The following is a 15,158-nucleotide window of genomic DNA, read 5'->3' as shown; positions in this document are numbered from 1 at the left end:
GCACCGTCTTCGTCACCACCTTGGTCGTCATCGTCGTAGGTCTGAGCTGGTTCTTCGCCATGGGGCTGATGCACCGATGAAGAGATTCCTCAAAGAGAACTCCCTCTCCCTGTTCTTTCTGCTGATCTTCGCGCTCGCGCTGGTGGGGCAGGCGCTCGCCGGGCAGGCCAAGTTCAACGACCAGCAGCTCGTGGACGGCGGTCAGCCCATCTCGCTGGTGGAGTACGTCGCCACCTCCGACTTCGCGGTGGACGTGGCGGAGAACTGGCAGTCGGAGTACCTGCAGTTCCTGCTGTTCATCCTCGCGACGGTCTGGCTGGTGCAGCGGGGCTCCCCCGAGTCCAAAGAGCTCGGCAAGGAGGGCGGCGAGTCCGACGAGGACCAGCTCGTCGGTGAGCACGCCCGCCGCGACTCGCCCGCGTGGGCCACCGCGGGCGGGCTGCGCAAGGCGCTGCTCAGCAACTCGCTGGGCTGGGTCATGGGCCTGGTGTTCGCGCTGTCGTGGCTGGCGCAGTCGGTGGCGGGCCTGGCGGCGGGCAACGCCGAGCGGCTCGCCGAGCTGCGCGACCCCGAGAGCTGGGGCGGCTACGTGACAGGACCCGAGTTCTGGAGCAGGACGCTGCAGAACTGGCAGTCGGAGTTCCTGGCGGTGGCCTCGATGGTGGCGCTGTCGATCTACCTGCGTCAGCGGGGCTCGGCCGAGTCGAAGCCGGTCGGCTCGCCCCACGACGCGACGGGTGTCGAGGGCTGACCCGTCACCACGGCGACGACGCGGGAGCCGGGCGCGAAGGCGCCGCGCCCGGCCAGGTCGAGGATCCCGTAGATCATCTTGGCCACGTAGACCTGCTCGTAGGCCTGGTCGAGCGCGGGAGAGGGCTTGGCGTAGCCGCCGAAGTGGTAGTCGAGGTTGAGCTCCCAGTTGGTCATGACGCGGCCGTAGGCCTCCCGCTGCAGCCGCGCCACCTCCTCACGCAGGAAGCCCGCGCCCTTGAGCACGGCGAAGCCCAGCGCCCGCCTGCCGGGGGCCAGCCCCGCTGAGATCCCCGCGAGCGTGCCGCCGGTGCCCACGGGACAGCAGATCACGTCGTAGTCGAGGCCGATCTCTCCCGGCAGCTCCGCGCACCCGCGCACGGCTGCCGCGTTGCTGCCGCCCTCGGGCAGGATCGTCACGTCGCCGAACCTGGCGCGCAGCCGCTCCAGCACCTCAGGGGTGTGCTTGAGGCGGTAGGCGGCCCGATCGAGGTAGACCAGGCGCATCCCGCACGCCCTGGCGTAGGCCAGCGAGGGGTTGAGCGGCAGGTGCTCCTCACCGCGCACCACGCCGATCGTCTCGAAGCCCCGCTCCATGCCCGCCCTGGCCAGCGCGCGCAGGTGGCCGGAGTAGGCGCCCCCGAAGCTCAGCACGCGGGCCGGGCCGAGGTTGTACTTGAGCTTGCGGGCCTTGTTGTCGTCATGCTTGAGGAAGAGCCTCACCGTGCCGAGACGGGGATCCGACATCTCCTCCATGGCGCTAGTCTACGGACGAACCGTTGTTGAGGAGTGTTCGATTATGAGCGTTGTTGAAGCTTTCCGTCAGGCCTACTCCGCCGAGCCGACGACCGTGTGGCGCGCGCCGGGCCGCGTCAACCTCATCGGCGAGCACACCGACTACAACGACGGCTTCGTCCTGCCGTTCGCGGTGCCGTGGGGCATCACCGCCGCGCTCAGCCCGCGGCAGGACCGCACGATCCGCCTGCTCTCGCTCCAGTCCTCCGGCGAGCCCGTGGTCATCTCCGACTGGGACGCCGCCCAGGGCTGGACCCGCTACGTCGTCGGTGTCCCCGCCATGCTCGGCGAGCGCGTCCAGGGCGCCGACATCGCCATCGACGGCGACCTGCCCGCCGGCGCGGGCCTGAGCTCGAGCGCGGCGCTCGAGGTCGTCGTCGGCTCGGCGCTCAACGAGGTGTACGGCCTGGGCATGACCCCCATGGAGATCGCCCTCCTCGGCCAGAAGGCGGAGAACGACTTCGTCGGCATGCCCTGCGGCATCATGGACCAGGCCGCCTCGGCGCTGTGCGAGGAGGGCAGGGCGCTCTTCCTCGACTGCCGCTCGCTCGGCTCGAGGAACATCCCGCTCGACCTCGCCTCGCACGGGCTGCGCATCCTCATCATCGACACGGGCGTCCACCACGAGCTCGCCGACGGCCAGTACGCCAAGCGGCGCGCCGACTGCGAGTCGGCGGCACGCAGGCTCGGCGTCGACGCCCTGCGCGACGTCACCGACCTGGCGGGCGCGCTCTCGGTGCTCCAGGGCGACGAGCGCAAGCGCGTCCAGCACGTGGTGACCGAGAACCACCGCGTCGAGGCGGTCATCGGCCTGCTGCGCGCGGGCGCGATCGCGGAGATCGGCGCGCTGCTGAACGCCTCGCACCTGTCGCTGCGCGACCAGTACGAGGTGTCCTCACCCGAGCTGGACGTCGCGGTGGAGGCGGCGCTGCGCGGCGGCGCGCGGGGCGCCCGCATGACCGGCGGCGGGTTCGGCGGCTCGGCGATCGCGCTGGTGGCCGAGGAGCGGGTGCCCGCCGTCCAGGAGGCCGTGCTCGCGGCGTACGAGGAGCGCGGCTGGAAGGAGCCGCGCTTCCTTCCCGCCACCCCGGCGGCGGGAGCCCACAAGATCTAGCCTCAGAGGGCAGGGAAGTCGGGGGCGCGGCGCTCGAGGAAGCTCGCCACGCCCTCCGCGAAGTCGGCGCGCCCGAACGAGGCCATCATCTCGCGTACGGCGTTGGCGGCCGACTCCTCCAGCGTGTGGTCCCAGTCACCCCACACCTGGCGCTTGATGACGTCCATGGAGGCGGGCGAGCTGTAGCGGGCCAGCTCGCGGGCGTAGTCCTGCGCCTCCTGGAGCAGCGAATGCGCCGCGACGGCCCTGTTCACCAGGCCCATCTCGAACGCCTCACGCCCGGTGAACACCCGCCCCGACAGCAGGACGTCCATGGCGCGCTGCTGGCCCATGAGGCGGGGAAGCACCCAGGACAGGCCGTACTCGGCGATCAGGCCCCTGCGGGGGAAGGCGGTCGTCCACTTGGCCTCCTCGGCGGTGAACACCAGGTCGCACACCAGCGCGTGGACCATGCCGAGGCCCGCGCACGCCCCGTTGACCGCCGCGATGATCGGCTTGCGGATCGTGGTGGGGAAGGTGTTGGGCCTGGGATCGGGCTTCTCGGAGTAGCTGCCGGTCTGGATCGCCGACAGCGTCTGGAAGTCGGCGCCCGAGCAGAAGCCCCTGCCCGCGCCCGTCACCACGATCGCCCGCACCGAGGGATCCTTCTCCGCCTGTTCGAGCAGGTCGAAGTAGCGGCGTCCCATCGCGTCCGTCCACGCGTTCAGCCGATCGGGACGGTTGAACGTCAGCGTCAGCACGCCTTCGTCGACCGACGACAGCACCAGCTCCGACATCGCGCCCTCCCGGTGAGACCCGTTACAGAATAACGTTCTACACCACGGCCTCGCCGTTGGCCACACGCGGGAGGCGTCACGCTCCGGAGTGCTCCGATCACGGATTTTCCTGGTTTGGGGGACAAAGCGGGTTGCCGGAGGTAAAGATGTGATCTGCTGCGGACTCGACAAGGGCGGCGTGGTGAGGACGCCGCCGAAGGACCGCGTCACCGACCCGGAATCGGTCGCGCGATCCGTGAACCGGAATGCGCTGGTTGCTGCGTGCTTACGTGGATGAGATCTTTGCGTCCGTTCGATGTGCACACCGTCATGGACAAGACCGTCGACTTCCGCGAGGCGGAGAGGTTCATCCGCCTCTTCCACGCGGAGAACCCCGGCGCCGGGGACGTGCAGGCGCGACTGCGGGAGGTGGCCAGGGACGCCGCGAGGTTCGGCACCTACACCCACACCGCACAGGAGCTGGAGTTCGGCGCCAGGGTGGCCTGGCGTAACAGCAACCGCTGCATCGGCCGCCTGTACTGGCGCTCGCTGAGGATCAGGGACAGAAGGGACGTCTCCAGCGCCGAGGGCGTCGCCCTCGAGTGCGTGGAGCACCTGCGCGAGGCGACGGGCCACGGCCGGATCAGGCCGACGATCACGGTGTTCGCGCCCGACCACCCCGCCTGCCCCGGGCCGAGGATCCTGAACGAGCAGCTCATCCGCTACGCCGGGTACCGGCGGGCGGACGGCACTGTCGTCGGGGACCGGCGCTACGCCGCCTTCACCGAGCAGGTGCTGCGCATGGGGTGGAGAGGCGGCGCGGGCACCAGGTTCGACGTGCTGCCGCTGGTCATCCAGCCTGCCAAGGGCCACCCCCTGCTGTGCAACGTGCCCGGTGACGCGATCATGGAGGTGCCGATCGTCCATCCGGCCTACCGGTGGTTCGAGGAGCTGGGGCTGCGCTGGCACGCCGTACCCGCGATCTCCAACATGTGCCTGGAGATCGGCGGCGTCTGCTATCCGTGCGCGCCGTTCAACGGCTGGTACATGGGCACCGAGATCGGCGCGCGCAACCTGGCCGACCACGACCGCTACGACCAGCTTCCCGAGGTCGCCAGGCGGCTCGGGCTCGACACCTCCAGCGAGCGCACCCTCTGGCGCGACCACGCGCTGGTGGAGCTGAACGTGGCCGTGCTGCACTCCTTCGAGGCGGCCGGGGTGACGATGACCGACCACCACACCGAGGCGCGGCGGTTCCTGACCCACCTGGAGCGGGAGGAGCGCGCGGGGCGGGTCTGCCCCGCCGACTGGTCGTGGATCGTGCCACCGCTGTCCGGCGCGGCCACCCCCGTCTTCCACCGCTACTACGACAACCGCCGGCTCACCCCCACCTACTCCCCGCCCCATACCTGACGCTCCCCACGGCCTCTTCGTGGGCTCTCCTCGGGCTCTCCACGGCCGCGTGCACGGGCCCCGGCGGGACGGCGTCCCCCGCCGGCCCGTCAGGTCGTCGCGCGGCCGACCAGCCCCAGCTCCATGGCGAGCAACACCGCCGACGTCCGGTCCGACACCCCCAGCTTGGCGAACACCCTCAGCAGATGGGTCTTCACCGTCGCCTCGCCGATGAACAGCCGCCGCCCGATCTCGGCGTTCGTCAGCCCCGCGGCCACCAGTGACAGCACCTCCCGCTCCCGCGCCGACAACCTGACGCCTCCTTCCCCGTCGGTCGGGGCGGCGCCGATGCGGAGCGCGGGAGGAGAGAGGATCCCGCGGCCCTCGGCGACGGCGCGCACGGCGTCGGCCAGATCCCTGCGCGACACGTCCTTCAGCAGGCAGCCGACGGCGCCCGCCGCCACGGCTCTGCGCAGGTCCGCGTCGTTCTCGTACGTGGTCAGCACGATCACCCTGTAGGACCCGCCGAGCCGCAGGATGGCGCTCAGCCCGTCGCCCCCGGGCATCCGCAGGTCCATGAGGATGACGTCGGGCGCGATCCGCGCCGCCACCGCCACCGCCTCGTCGCCCGAGCCGGCCTCGCCGACCACCGTGATGTCCCGCTCGGCGGCGAGCATCCCGCGCAGGCCCTCCCGCACGATCGGGTGGTCGTCGACGATCATCACTCCGACCACGGCACCTCCACGGTGAGCGTGGCGCCCTCACCGCGAGAGCCCTCGACGCGGACCGTGCCGCCCAGCGGCTCGACCCGCCTTCTCATGAGTGCGAGGCCGTAGCCTTCGGCGTCGCCCGTCGGGCCGGCGCCGTCGTCGGCGACCGCCAGCCGTACCGCGCCGGTGTCGTAGGTCAGCTCCAGCCGGACCGAGCGGGCGGCGGCGTGCTTGCGAACGTTGGCCAGGCCCTCCTGGGCGGCCCGCAGCAGCGCCACCTCCAGCGCGGGGGGCAGCGGGGACGGCAGGCCGCGCACGACGACCTCCACGGGCAGCTCGAAGCCGTGAGCCAGGCGGCGCAGCGCCCGGTCGAGCGAGCGGCCGTCGAGCGCGGGCGGGGCCAGCGCCGCGATGAGCGCCCTGGTCTCGGCCAGGTTCTCCTGCGCCGTTCTCACGGCCAGCTCCAGGTGCCTGCCGCCGCCGCTCTCCGCCTCGGCGGCCCTCAGCAGGGTGATGATGCCGGTGAAGCCCTGCGCGAGCGTGTCGTGGATGTCGCCGGCCAGGCGCTCCCTCTCCGCCAGCACGCCCGCCTGCCTGCTGATCTCGGCGAGGTCGGCCCTGGTGCGATCGAGCTCGGCGATCAGGCGGGCGCGGTCGATGTTCTGCATGGCCAGGCGGTGGATGAAGGTTCCGAGCAGCGCGCTGCTCGACAGCGCGACCACCGCGACGACGGCGGCCACCAGCGGCTCCATGCCCGCGATCTGGAACAGGTTGACAGCGGGGATCGCGAACAGCACCGCGAGCAGCGCGATGGCCTGGTGGGTCCTGAAGGACATGAACAGCTGCGCGACGACCGCCGACAGCGCGAAGGCCGAGGCGGGCGCGACCAGGTCGGCGGCGGTGAACAGCACGACCGCGACCGCCGCGTACTGCCACGCCTGTCTGGTGGGCACCTCCTCCGAGCGGACGGCGGCTCTACCCACGAGCGCGTAGGCGAGGGCCAGCAGCAGCAACAGCCCGATCGCGGTCGCACCGGCGGCCGCGGTGCCGGTGTCGAGCGCGACGACGATGACCGTGGCGATCAGGACGACGGTGAAGTAGGCGTCCCATAAGGGGTACGAACGCAGCCACGCGTTCTCGGCCCGGGCCGCGGCGAGGTTGTCGGAAGGCATGTCTGTCCACCGATCGGGGGATACCACCGGCCTCGATCATCGGTGACCGTGTTGCTCATGAACAAGAGCCTTCTGCGGAACGGGTTGCTCGGGATCAGCTTCCTCTACGGCATCGCCATCGCCATCATGGCGATCCTCGGCCTCGACGGCATCGGCGTCTTCGCGGCTGTCGGCGGCATCGTCGTCGGGGCGCTGTGGGCCGTCTACGGCTACCTCGGCAGTGACAGGCGCCCGATGGACGCCTGAGCGCGGCCACGTCACGGCCGGAAAAGCCACGAGCCCGGGCCGTATGGCTCGGGCTCGTCAGTGTGGCTCCCGCGATAGGACTCGAACCTATAACCTGCCGGTTAACAGCCGGCTGCTCTGCCGATTGAGCTACACGGGATCGGACTTCCGCACCTCCGGGCCGGGCTGTTGGCCCCTTCCGTTCGGCGCAGGAATAGATTAGCGCACATCTGGAGTGCGTGTCGCATCGTCATCGGGGTAGGCCCGGAGACAGCGGAGGTGGAATATGCGATATCGGGTGATGTTCGCTGTCGGTGTGGCTGTCGGCTACGTGCTGGGCAGCAGGGCGGGCCGCGAACGCTACGAACAGATCAAGCGCACGGCGCACCGGGTCGCCGACAGCCCAAGGGTCCAGGAGGCCGCGGGGCTGGTGGGGGCGCAGATGTCGAAGGTGGCCGGGGTCGCGAGGCTGAAGGTCGGCGACACGCTCGTCGACAAAATCCCGTTCCTCGGCAAGAACGGGCGTGTCGAGGACCACCTCGACACAGGGACGGGCTGGCCCGAGTCCAAGAAGGACAAGGACACCACCAGGGTCGACGACACCGGCGTGCCGTACTAGGCGGGATCGTGTGTGAAAGGAGGTCCGGAGGAGTCCGGGCCTCCTTTCACACGCCCATGCTCCTTCGCAGGCCCTCGAGCGCCTGCTCGGCCTGGGCGCGCAGGCCCGGGTCCTCGGGGTCGAGGCCCTCGTCGAAGTGGAAGCTCCAGGTGAAGGTGTCGGCGCCGGGCGCCCTGCGGGCCACGAGGCGCACGCCTCCCCTGCCCGGCAGCTCGACGTACTTGTTGACCACGATCGTGGAGTTGACGCGCTCGCGTACCGCCTCTGGCAGGCGGTGGGGCGAGGCGACCCTGGCCGACAGGCGCCGCCCCTCCGAGGTGGTGAGTCTGAGCCCCTCGTCGTCCCATCCGGCCTGCTCCACCTGCTCCCACGGCACGCGCGTGCCGTCCGGGAGGAAGAGCGCCTGGTCGGTGGCGACCACGTAGCCGTCGGCGGCCTCGGCGAAGGTCAGCACCCGCTCCCCCCTCGAGGTGGCGAGACCCTTGCGGACGTCGGAGGGCAGGCGGCGGAAGATGCTCATGCAGCCAAGGTATCGGCGAGCAGATCCAGGGTGAGCGCCGCACTCCAGGAGAAGTCCCTGCACCCTCTGCCGCTGCCGTCGAAGGGGTCGAAGCACTCGCGGAAGCCTGCCTGCCGTACCAGCCTCAGGGTGCTCGAGGTGAGCAGCTGCACCAGGTGGGGCAGGTCGTGGACGGCGGCGGCGCGGCGCAGCAGCCAGTTGGTGTTGACCCACGAGGGGCCGCGCCAGTAGCGGGTGCGGTCGAACTGCGGCGCCCTGATCTCGCAGCTGGGCACGGGGTAGCCGGTGGCGCCCATGAAGCGGGCCGACTCCAGGATCTCCACCAGGGCGGTGACGGCGTGGCGGGGCAGCTCGGGGTCGAGCAGCGGGCCGAAGGCGGCGACGGTCGTGACCGGGATGAGCCGGTCGGTGCGCAGGTCGCGGGCGTGGAAGCAGCCGTCCCACAGCCGTTCCATCAGCGCGGCCCTGATCACGGCGGCCTGCTCGGCGTGCGGCGCGGGGTCGAAGCCTGCCACGGGGGCCAGGGCCGCCAGCGCCTGGCACGAGGCCAGCCACACGCCGTTGAACAGGGGGTCCTCGACGGCGAAGGGGTGCTCGTCGCGCAGGTACTCCGGGCGGTAGCCGGCGTCGCGGTAGCGCAGGGCGAGCCAGACGTAGCGGTCGTGGTCGCTGGCGGGGTGGCGCTCGTCGAGGCCGGGGGTGCGGTAGCCGTACCTGATCTCGGGGAGGGCGGCCAGCGGCTCGTCCCACGCCGGGCTGTCGTCCATGCCCGACTCCCACGGGTGGACGATCGCGGCCAGCCCGCCGCCGCCCAGGTCGCGGGCGGTGGCGAGGTAGGCGTGCTGGGCGGCGAGCGCGGGGAAGACCCGCCGGACGTACCCCACGTCGGCCGTGTGACGCCACAGCCGCCACACGGCCAGGGCGTGCAGCGGCGGCGTGGTCAGTCCCGAGGTGAGGATGGCAGGAGGGGCGTCGGCGTGCTCCGAGGAGCGCCAGACCGAGGGGCCGGGGAAGTACGCCTCGGAGGTGTGGAAGACGATGTGCGGGATCATCCCCGTCGCCCACTGGCCCCGGAACAGGCCGTCCAGCTCGGCCATCCCCCTGCCCGGCAAATGCCTGGCCAGGCCGATGGCGACGAAGGCGGAGTCCCAGCTCCACTGGTGCGGGTAGAGACCTGGCGCGGGCACGGTGGCCGACCCCATCCAGTTCGCCTCGAGCACGTGCAGGGCCTCGCGCCCGAGCGCGGCGTCATCGACCGCGGGCCGCGCTTCCATCTGCCCACTATGCGCCGGGCTGTCCTATCTGACCAGACTATGAACCCCTGCGCTCCTCGGACTTGACCCACTTGGCGACGAACGTCACCGCGAGAGCGACGCCACCGATGATGAGCGCCCACTTCAGGAGCTGGAATGCGAAGCCCAGGAGCGGGCCGAGGAGCATGAGACCGACGACGACCAGAGCGGCGATGAAGAGGATGCGTGCCATGTCCCCCACGCTAGGGTCGCGGGGCGCCGCGCGACATGGCCGCGGCCCCGGATCAGGGAGAAGTCAGGGAGACCCTCTCAGGGTCAGGAACCTCCCTGGACATGTGCGACGTTGACCCGGTAAATGAGGGTTCGGGGGTTTCCATTCGACGGGGGAGATGTTGACGCAACCAGCCGGACCGCCGATGAGTCGTGAAGGCGCCGACCACGCGCTGCGCACGCGTGTCGAGGAGCGGGACCGGATCTCCGGCGACCTGCTCGACCTCGAGTCGCACACCTCCTACCAGCTGCTCAAGGGGGCCGCGTTACGTGGGAGGACCCTCGCCGCGTGGAGTTCGGCCCAGCAGGCCATGGCGCTGATGTGGTCGCTCTACGACGCCTACAGGGCCGTGCTGCGCCAGGCCGAGAAGGTCAGGGCCCGAAGACCCCGTCCGGGCCAGGCCGAGCTCGAGGAGCTGACCTTCCTGCTCGCGGGCCCCTCCGTACGGCTGGCGGCCGAGGCCAAGCCGGTGGAGCAGCGTTCGTTACGCCCCGAGCGGGACGAGGCGCTCAGCCTGGACGAGACCGTCGCCAGGATGGACCAGGCCTTCGGCGCCGTCGGCCGCACGCTGACGGAGATCGACACCGCCTGGACCGCGCTGCTTCCCCGGCTGGAGTCGGCGGCCGCCTCCCAGCGGGAGATCGCACGACTCAGCGCCGACCTCGGGGAGAACCCCTCGGGGACGCGGCACCAGGCCGAGCTCGACCGCCTCCGCTCGGCCGTCACGTCCGACCCCCTCGACTCCGCTTCGGCGGCGTCCGCCCTCGACAGGCTCTGCGCCACGCTCGACTCGCTGCTGGCCGATCTGGCCCGCGCCGACACCCTCAGACGCTCGTACGGCCCGCGCCACGCCGCCCTCCTCGAGCTGGTCGGCAGCGTCCGCGACGCCGAGGCAGAGGCGCGAAGGACCCACACGGTGGTCGCCGCCAAGATCCTCTTACCTCCCTCCACCGCGCCGCGCGCCACCGCCGACCGCCTCGCCGGTGACAGCGCCGCCCTCGACCCGCCGGGCGCGGCGCCAGGGGCCGGCTGGGTGGAGCGGGCAAGACGCCTCGCCACGGTGGAGCGGGCCGCCGATGACGCGCTGCGAAAGGCGCGCGCCACGACCTCGGCCCTGCTCGGCCTGATGGCCCGAAGGGACGAACTGCGCGGCAGGCTGATGGCCACGCAGTCCAAGGCGATCCGCGTCGGACTGGCGGAGGACCCTGACGCCGCCGGCCGCTTCACGCGGGCCAGACAGCTGCTGTGGACCGCCCCCTGCGACCTCAACCAGGCGGCGGAAGCGGTGGAGCACTACCAGGACGCGATCCACGGAGGGCCCCGATGACGACGTGCACGCAGCAGGGCTGCGCGGGAACGATCGAGGACGGCTACTGCGACCTGTGCGGCCACCCGGAGAGCCCGCCGGTCGCGGCTTCGGTGGGCGCCGGCTCCTCGGGCCTGCCGACGGGCGGGCCGAGCGCCGCGATGACCGCTCCGAGCGGTTCCAGGCCGTCGTCGGGCAGGCGGTCCAGGGGCGTGCTCGGCCACGGCCTGGTGGACGTGCCGCCGACGCCGTACCGCGACCCCGCCGACGCGATCATGGACAACCCGGAGGTCCCCGAGGACCGGCGGTTCTGCTCCTCCTGCGGCAAGCCCGTGGGACGCAGCCGCGAGGGGGTGCAGGGCCGTACCGAGGGGTTCTGCCCGCACGACGGCACGCCGTACAGCTTCACGCCCAAGCTCGCGCCCGGCGCGATGGTGGCGGGGCAGTACAAGGTGCTCGGCTGCCTGGCGCACGGCGGCCTCGGCTGGGTCTACCTGGCCTCCGACGAGAACCTCGACGGCCGGTGGGTGGTGCTGAAGGGCCTGCTGAACGCCGCCGACGCCGAGGCGCTTGCCGTGGCGGAGGCCGAGCGCAAATTCCTCACCACCGTCGACCACCCCAACATCGTCAAGATCTTCAACTTCCAGCGGCACGAGGGCGCCGGCTACATCGTCATGGAGTACGTCGGCGGGCCCTCTCTGGAGGAGCTGCTCAAGCAGCGGCTGCGCGACGGTCACGCGCTGCCGCTGCGCCAGACGATCGCCTACGCGCTGGAGATCCTCAAGGCCTTCGCCTACCTGCACAAGAACAACCTGGTCTACTGCGACCTCAAGCCCGCCAACGTCATCCAGGCCGGGCAGCAGCTGAAGCTCATCGACCTGGGTGCGGTCCAGCGCATCGGGGCGGGGCTTGACAGCTCCTACGTGACGCCCGGCTACCACGCCCCTGAGGTCGTCTCCGGCCCGCCCTCGATCGCCTCCGACCTCTACACGGTGGCGCGGACGCTGGCCGTGCTGAGCCACCCCTTCAGCCCCGCGCGCGGCGGCGTGGAGACACCGCTGCCCGGCCTCGAGGCGTGGGGCAACGAGTCCTTTTACCGCTTCCTGCTGCGCGCCACCCACCCCGAACCCGGCTCGCGCTTCGCCGACGCGGACGAGATGGCCGAGCAGCTCACCGGCGTGCTGAGAGAGGTGCGCGCGGCCGAGGACGGCGTGCCCTACCCCGGGCAGTCGGGCGTCTTCGGGCCCGAGCGGGTGGGCGAGGGCGTCACGGAGGTTTTCGAGCCGCTGGAGCCCTCGGCCGCGGTGGCGGCGCTGCCCGTCCCTCTCATGGACCCCGCCGACCCCGCGGCGGGTGCGTTGTCAGGGCTGGTCGCCCTCGATCCGCACGACCTGCTTGCCGGCCTCGCGGCGCTGCCCGTCACCACCGAGACGCTGCTGACCAGGGCGAGAGTGGCGGCCGAGCACGACGTGGGCGAGAGCGCGCTCAAAGAGGCCGAGCGCCGTCTGCCCGGCGAGTGGCGGGTGACCTGGTACCGGGCGGTGCGCGCGCTGGCCTCGGGCAAGCCCGACCCCGCCCTGTTCGACCAGTGCTTCGGCCTGCTGCCAGGCGAGCCCGCGGTGAAGCTGGCACTGGGGTTCGCGCACGAGGCCGCGGGCGACCACGCGGGCGCCGCCCGCTGGTACGAGACGGTGTGGCGGACCGACCACAGCTACGTCAGCGCCGCGTTCGGGCTGGCAAGGGCCCGGCTGAGCGCGGGCGACCACCAGGGGGCCGCGGCCGCGCTCGGCCAGGTGCCCGCCTCCGCGAGCCAGTACGTGGCCGCGCAGGCGGCGCTGGTCGCGGTGACCGCCAGACGTCCCGCCGCCCAGGTCGGGCAGGCGGAGCTGGTGGCCGCCGGCGAGCGCCTCGACCGGCTCAAGCAGCTGGACGGCAGGCGCCGCGGCGAGCTGGCCGCCGAGCTGCTGGAGGCCGCGCTGGCCTGGATCGCCGCGCCGCCTTCACCGCCCTCCCCCTCCACGGTCCTGCTCGGCGCGCCGCTCACCGGCCACGGCGTGCGGACCAGGCTGGAGTCGGTCTACAGGGAGTTGGCCAGAGCCGCGCCCACCCGAGCGGAACGGCACGCGCTCGTCGATCGCGCCAACGCGGTCCGGCCGAGGACGTGGCTGTGAAGTGCCCGGCGTGCGGGGCCTCGGCCCTGCAGGGCCACGCCTTCTGCGAGCAGTGCGGCATCCGCCTCGAGGAGGCCTTACCCGCCTGCACGGCCTGCGGCGGCGACTTCGAGGAGGGCTACTGCGCCCAGTGCGGCCGTCGCGCGCCCGCCGCCTCCGACCACGTGGAGCTGGTGCTCGACTCGGGCATGGCGGGGGCCAGCGACAGGGGCCTGCGACACAGCCACAACCAGGACGCGATGGCGCTGGGCGAGGCCGAAGGGCTCCAGCTGGCGGTGGTCTGCGACGGCGTGACGCAGTCGCCTCGCCCCGAGTCCGCCTCGACGCTGGCCGCGCAGACCGGCGTGACGATCCTGGCCGAGGAGCTCAAGGCGGGCTCCACCCAGGAGAGCGCCACCAGGGCCGCCTGCGCGCGCGCCGCCCTGGCCGTCGCCTCCCTCGCCACCTCCCTCGACGACGCCCCCGCCTGCACCTACGTGTCGGCGGTCGCGGGGCCCGACCTGGTCACCGTCGGCTGGGTCGGCGACAGCCGCGCCTACTGGCTGCCCGACGACGGGCCGGCCGTCCTGCTGACCGACGACGACGTCGCCTCGGCCGGCGTGCTGACCGCCTGGCTGGGCGCCGACGCCAGAGACACCGGCTGCAGGGCGCTGGGCTTCGTGCCCGACTCCCCCGGGCTGCTCATGGTGTGCACCGACGGGCTCTGGGGCTACCTCGACGAACCCGTCACCTTCCGCGCCGCCGTCCCTCTGGAGGGGACGCGGGCGCTGGTCGACCACGCGCTCGCCTCGGGCGGGCGCGACAACGTCACTGTCGTACTGATACCGGTCAGGAGAGCGTGATGAGTGATTTCACCCTGCAGGTGGACCAGCACAAGTACCTGCCACTCGGGGGCAGGGAGGTGCACGCCATCCTGACGGTCACGGGCACGGTGGCGCAGGCGCCGCCCACGGAGGCCGCCGAAGTGATCATCATTGACACCTCGGGGTCGATGACCGGAGGCAAGATCAGGGAGGCCAGGCAGGCGGCGAAGGCCGCCGTGGACGCCCTGCGCGACGGCGTGGAGTTCGCGGTGATCGCGGGCGACACCTCGGCGCACATGGTCTACCCGAGGGGACGGAAGCTGGCCAAAGCCGGCCAGAGCACCAGGGACAACGCCAACAAGGCCATCGACTCCCTCGACGCCAACGGCGGCACCTCGATAGGACAGTGGCTGCTGCTGGCCTGCGACCTGCTGGAGAGCAGGCCGGGCGCGATCAGGCACGCGCTGCTCATGACCGACGGCCAGAACAACGAGGGCGAGGAGGCGTTCGCCAGGGCGCTGAAGAAGTGCGAGGGCAGGTTCGTCTGTGACAGCCTCGGCGTCGGCGACGACTGGGTGCCCGACGAACTGCGCAAGGTCTCCAACGCGCTGCTCGGCGCCTTCGACTTCGTGCGTGACCAGAAGGACCTGGCGGAGTTCTTCACCAAGATCACCGAGGCGTCGATGGGTAAGACCGTCGCCGAGCTGGCGCTGCGGGTCTGGATCCCGAAGGACGCCACGCTGAAGTACATCCGGCAGGTCTCCCCCACGCTGCTCGACCTGAGCGGCAAGCGCACCCCGTTCAATCCGCTGACGGGCGACTACCCGACAGGGTCGTGGGGCGCGGAGGAGCGGGAGTACCACCTGTGCGTCGAGGTGCCCACCGCCGCGCCGGGTCAGGAGATCAGAGCGGCGTGGGTCAAGCTCGTACGGCCGGACACCGGCGACGTCCACGCCAGCGGCAACGTCCTGGCGCACTGGACCGAGGACCTCGCCCTCTCGACGCGCATCAACAGGAAGGTCGCGCACTACACCGGCCAGGCCGAGCTGCACGAGCTGATCCAGGAGGGGCTGAGCGCGAGGGCGGCGGGAGACACGGCGACGGCGACCGCCCGCCTGGCCAAGGCCAAGCAGCTGGCGGACTCCTCGGGGCGCGAGGACACCGCCAGGCTGCTGGAGAAGGTGGTGGAGGTCGACCCGGGCACGGGCACGGCGCGGCTGCGCAGGAACGTGGAGAGGGCCGACGAGATCGAGCTGGACACCGGGTCGACCCGGACGAGCCAGCTGCGGCAGGAGGGCTGAG

16 protein-coding genes and 1 tRNA gene are annotated in these 15,158 nt (G+C 71.7%); 9 read left to right on the top strand and 8 right to left on the bottom strand.

The window, feature by feature from the left end:
- Positions 1-76: 76 nt before the first annotated feature.
- Positions 77-751, top strand: coding sequence for a DUF6766 family protein (locus ABFX50_RS07600; protein ID WP_346144463.1), 675 nt, complete (start codon positions 77-79; stop codon positions 749-751).
- On the opposite strand, the gene ABFX50_RS07595 is transcribed toward ABFX50_RS07600, so the two are convergent.
- Positions 685-1,506 (bottom strand): 1-aminocyclopropane-1-carboxylate deaminase/D-cysteine desulfhydrase, encoded by an 822-nt coding sequence (locus ABFX50_RS07595; RefSeq protein WP_346144461.1) that lies wholly within the window; start codon positions 1,504-1,506, stop codon positions 685-687. The two genes, ABFX50_RS07600 and ABFX50_RS07595, sit on opposite strands and share 67 nt — an antisense overlap.
- 43 nt (positions 1,507-1,549) lie before the next feature.
- Here ABFX50_RS07595 and galK point away from each other — a divergent pair, with 43 nt between their 5' ends.
- Positions 1,550-2,659 carry a galactokinase gene (gene galK / locus ABFX50_RS07590; RefSeq protein ID WP_183658016.1) on the top strand — a complete coding sequence of 370 codons (1,110 nt, stop codon included), beginning with the start codon at positions 1,550-1,552 and terminating at the stop codon, positions 2,657-2,659.
- Positions 2,660-2,661: 2 nt separating this feature from the next.
- Here the strand turns inward: galK and ABFX50_RS07585 are convergent, their stop codons facing one another.
- Entirely contained in the window at positions 2,662-3,435 is a 774-nt protein-coding gene (locus ABFX50_RS07585) for an enoyl-CoA hydratase-related protein (protein ID WP_346144459.1), read from the bottom strand.
- A 273-nt stretch (positions 3,436-3,708) separates the two neighbouring features.
- Here ABFX50_RS07585 and ABFX50_RS07580 point away from each other — a divergent pair, with 273 nt between their 5' ends.
- Positions 3,709-4,827: a nitric oxide synthase oxygenase gene (locus ABFX50_RS07580; RefSeq protein WP_246452299.1), complete on the top strand. Its 1,119-nt coding sequence runs from the start codon at positions 3,709-3,711 to the stop codon at positions 4,825-4,827.
- A gap of 89 nt (positions 4,828-4,916) precedes the next feature.
- Here ABFX50_RS07580 and ABFX50_RS07575 read toward each other — a convergent pair whose 3' ends face one another.
- Both ABFX50_RS07575 and ABFX50_RS07570 read right to left on the bottom strand, forming a co-directional pair.
- Entirely contained in the window at positions 4,917-5,540 is a 624-nt protein-coding gene (locus ABFX50_RS07575) for a response regulator (RefSeq protein WP_346144457.1), read from the bottom strand.
- Positions 5,528-6,688, bottom strand: a complete 1,161-nt coding sequence (locus tag ABFX50_RS07570; RefSeq protein ID WP_346144455.1) for a sensor histidine kinase — start codon at positions 6,686-6,688, stop codon at positions 5,528-5,530. Before ABFX50_RS07570 ends, ABFX50_RS07575 begins: the two co-directional genes overlap by 13 nt.
- 57 nt (positions 6,689-6,745) lie before the next feature.
- On the opposite strand from ABFX50_RS07570, the gene ABFX50_RS07565 reads away from it, so the two are divergent.
- Complete coding sequence (locus ABFX50_RS07565) at positions 6,746-6,934, top strand: hypothetical protein (protein WP_346144453.1); 189 nt, start codon at positions 6,746-6,748, stop codon at positions 6,932-6,934.
- Between the two features lie 63 nt (positions 6,935-6,997).
- On the opposite strand, the gene ABFX50_RS07560 is transcribed toward ABFX50_RS07565, so the two are convergent.
- Positions 6,998-7,073, bottom strand: a tRNA-Asn gene (locus ABFX50_RS07560).
- A 141-nt stretch (positions 7,074-7,214) separates the two neighbouring features.
- Here ABFX50_RS07560 and ABFX50_RS07555 point away from each other — a divergent pair.
- A complete protein-coding gene (locus ABFX50_RS07555) occupies positions 7,215-7,532 on the top strand; it encodes a YtxH domain-containing protein (protein WP_379506701.1) in 318 nt (105 codons plus the stop codon).
- Between the two features lie 46 nt (positions 7,533-7,578).
- Here the strand turns inward: ABFX50_RS07555 and ABFX50_RS07550 are convergent, their stop codons facing one another.
- Genes ABFX50_RS07550 through ABFX50_RS07540 form a run of 3 tightly spaced genes read right to left on the bottom strand, consistent with a single transcriptional unit; the run spans position 7,579 to position 9,537 of the window.
- Positions 7,579-8,052 carry a hypothetical protein gene (locus ABFX50_RS07550; protein WP_183658005.1) on the bottom strand — a complete coding sequence of 158 codons (474 nt, stop codon included), beginning with the start codon at positions 8,050-8,052 and terminating at the stop codon, positions 7,579-7,581.
- Entirely contained in the window at positions 8,049-9,326 is a 1,278-nt protein-coding gene (locus tag ABFX50_RS07545) for an amylo-alpha-1,6-glucosidase (RefSeq protein ID WP_346144449.1), read from the bottom strand. Before ABFX50_RS07545 ends, ABFX50_RS07550 begins: the two co-directional genes overlap by 4 nt.
- Positions 9,327-9,363: 37 nt before the next feature.
- Positions 9,364-9,537, bottom strand: coding sequence for a hypothetical protein (locus ABFX50_RS07540; protein ID WP_183658001.1), 174 nt, complete (start codon positions 9,535-9,537; stop codon positions 9,364-9,366).
- A gap of 184 nt (positions 9,538-9,721) precedes the next feature.
- Between ABFX50_RS07540 and ABFX50_RS07535 the strand changes: the two genes are divergently transcribed.
- The 4 genes from ABFX50_RS07535 to ABFX50_RS07520 are packed head-to-tail and all read left to right on the top strand — an operon-like array spanning position 9,722 to position 15,157.
- Complete coding sequence (locus ABFX50_RS07535; RefSeq protein WP_346144447.1) at positions 9,722-10,903, top strand: serine/threonine-protein kinase; 1,182 nt, start codon at positions 9,722-9,724, stop codon at positions 10,901-10,903.
- The gene (locus tag ABFX50_RS07530; protein ID WP_346144445.1) at positions 10,900-13,053 is read left to right on the top strand and encodes a tetratricopeptide repeat protein; all 2,154 of its coding nucleotides are present in this window, start codon (positions 10,900-10,902) and stop codon (positions 13,051-13,053) included. The genes ABFX50_RS07535 and ABFX50_RS07530 overlap by 4 nt, the downstream gene beginning before the upstream one ends.
- Positions 13,050-13,895: a protein phosphatase 2C domain-containing protein gene (locus ABFX50_RS07525; RefSeq protein ID WP_183657995.1), complete on the top strand. Its 846-nt coding sequence runs from the start codon at positions 13,050-13,052 to the stop codon at positions 13,893-13,895. The genes ABFX50_RS07530 and ABFX50_RS07525 overlap by 4 nt, the downstream gene beginning before the upstream one ends.
- On the top strand, positions 13,895-15,157 hold the full coding sequence (locus ABFX50_RS07520) for a vWA domain-containing protein (protein ID WP_346144443.1): 1,263 nt from the start codon (positions 13,895-13,897) through the stop codon (positions 15,155-15,157). Before ABFX50_RS07525 ends, ABFX50_RS07520 begins: the two co-directional genes overlap by 1 nt.
- Position 15,158: the final 1 nt, after the last annotated feature.

Source organism: Nonomuraea recticatena, from assembly GCF_039533245.1.
GTDB classification, from domain to species: Bacteria; Actinomycetota; Actinomycetes; order Streptosporangiales; family Streptosporangiaceae; genus Nonomuraea; species Nonomuraea roseola.
This window is presented reverse-complemented; position numbering and strand designations above follow the sequence as displayed.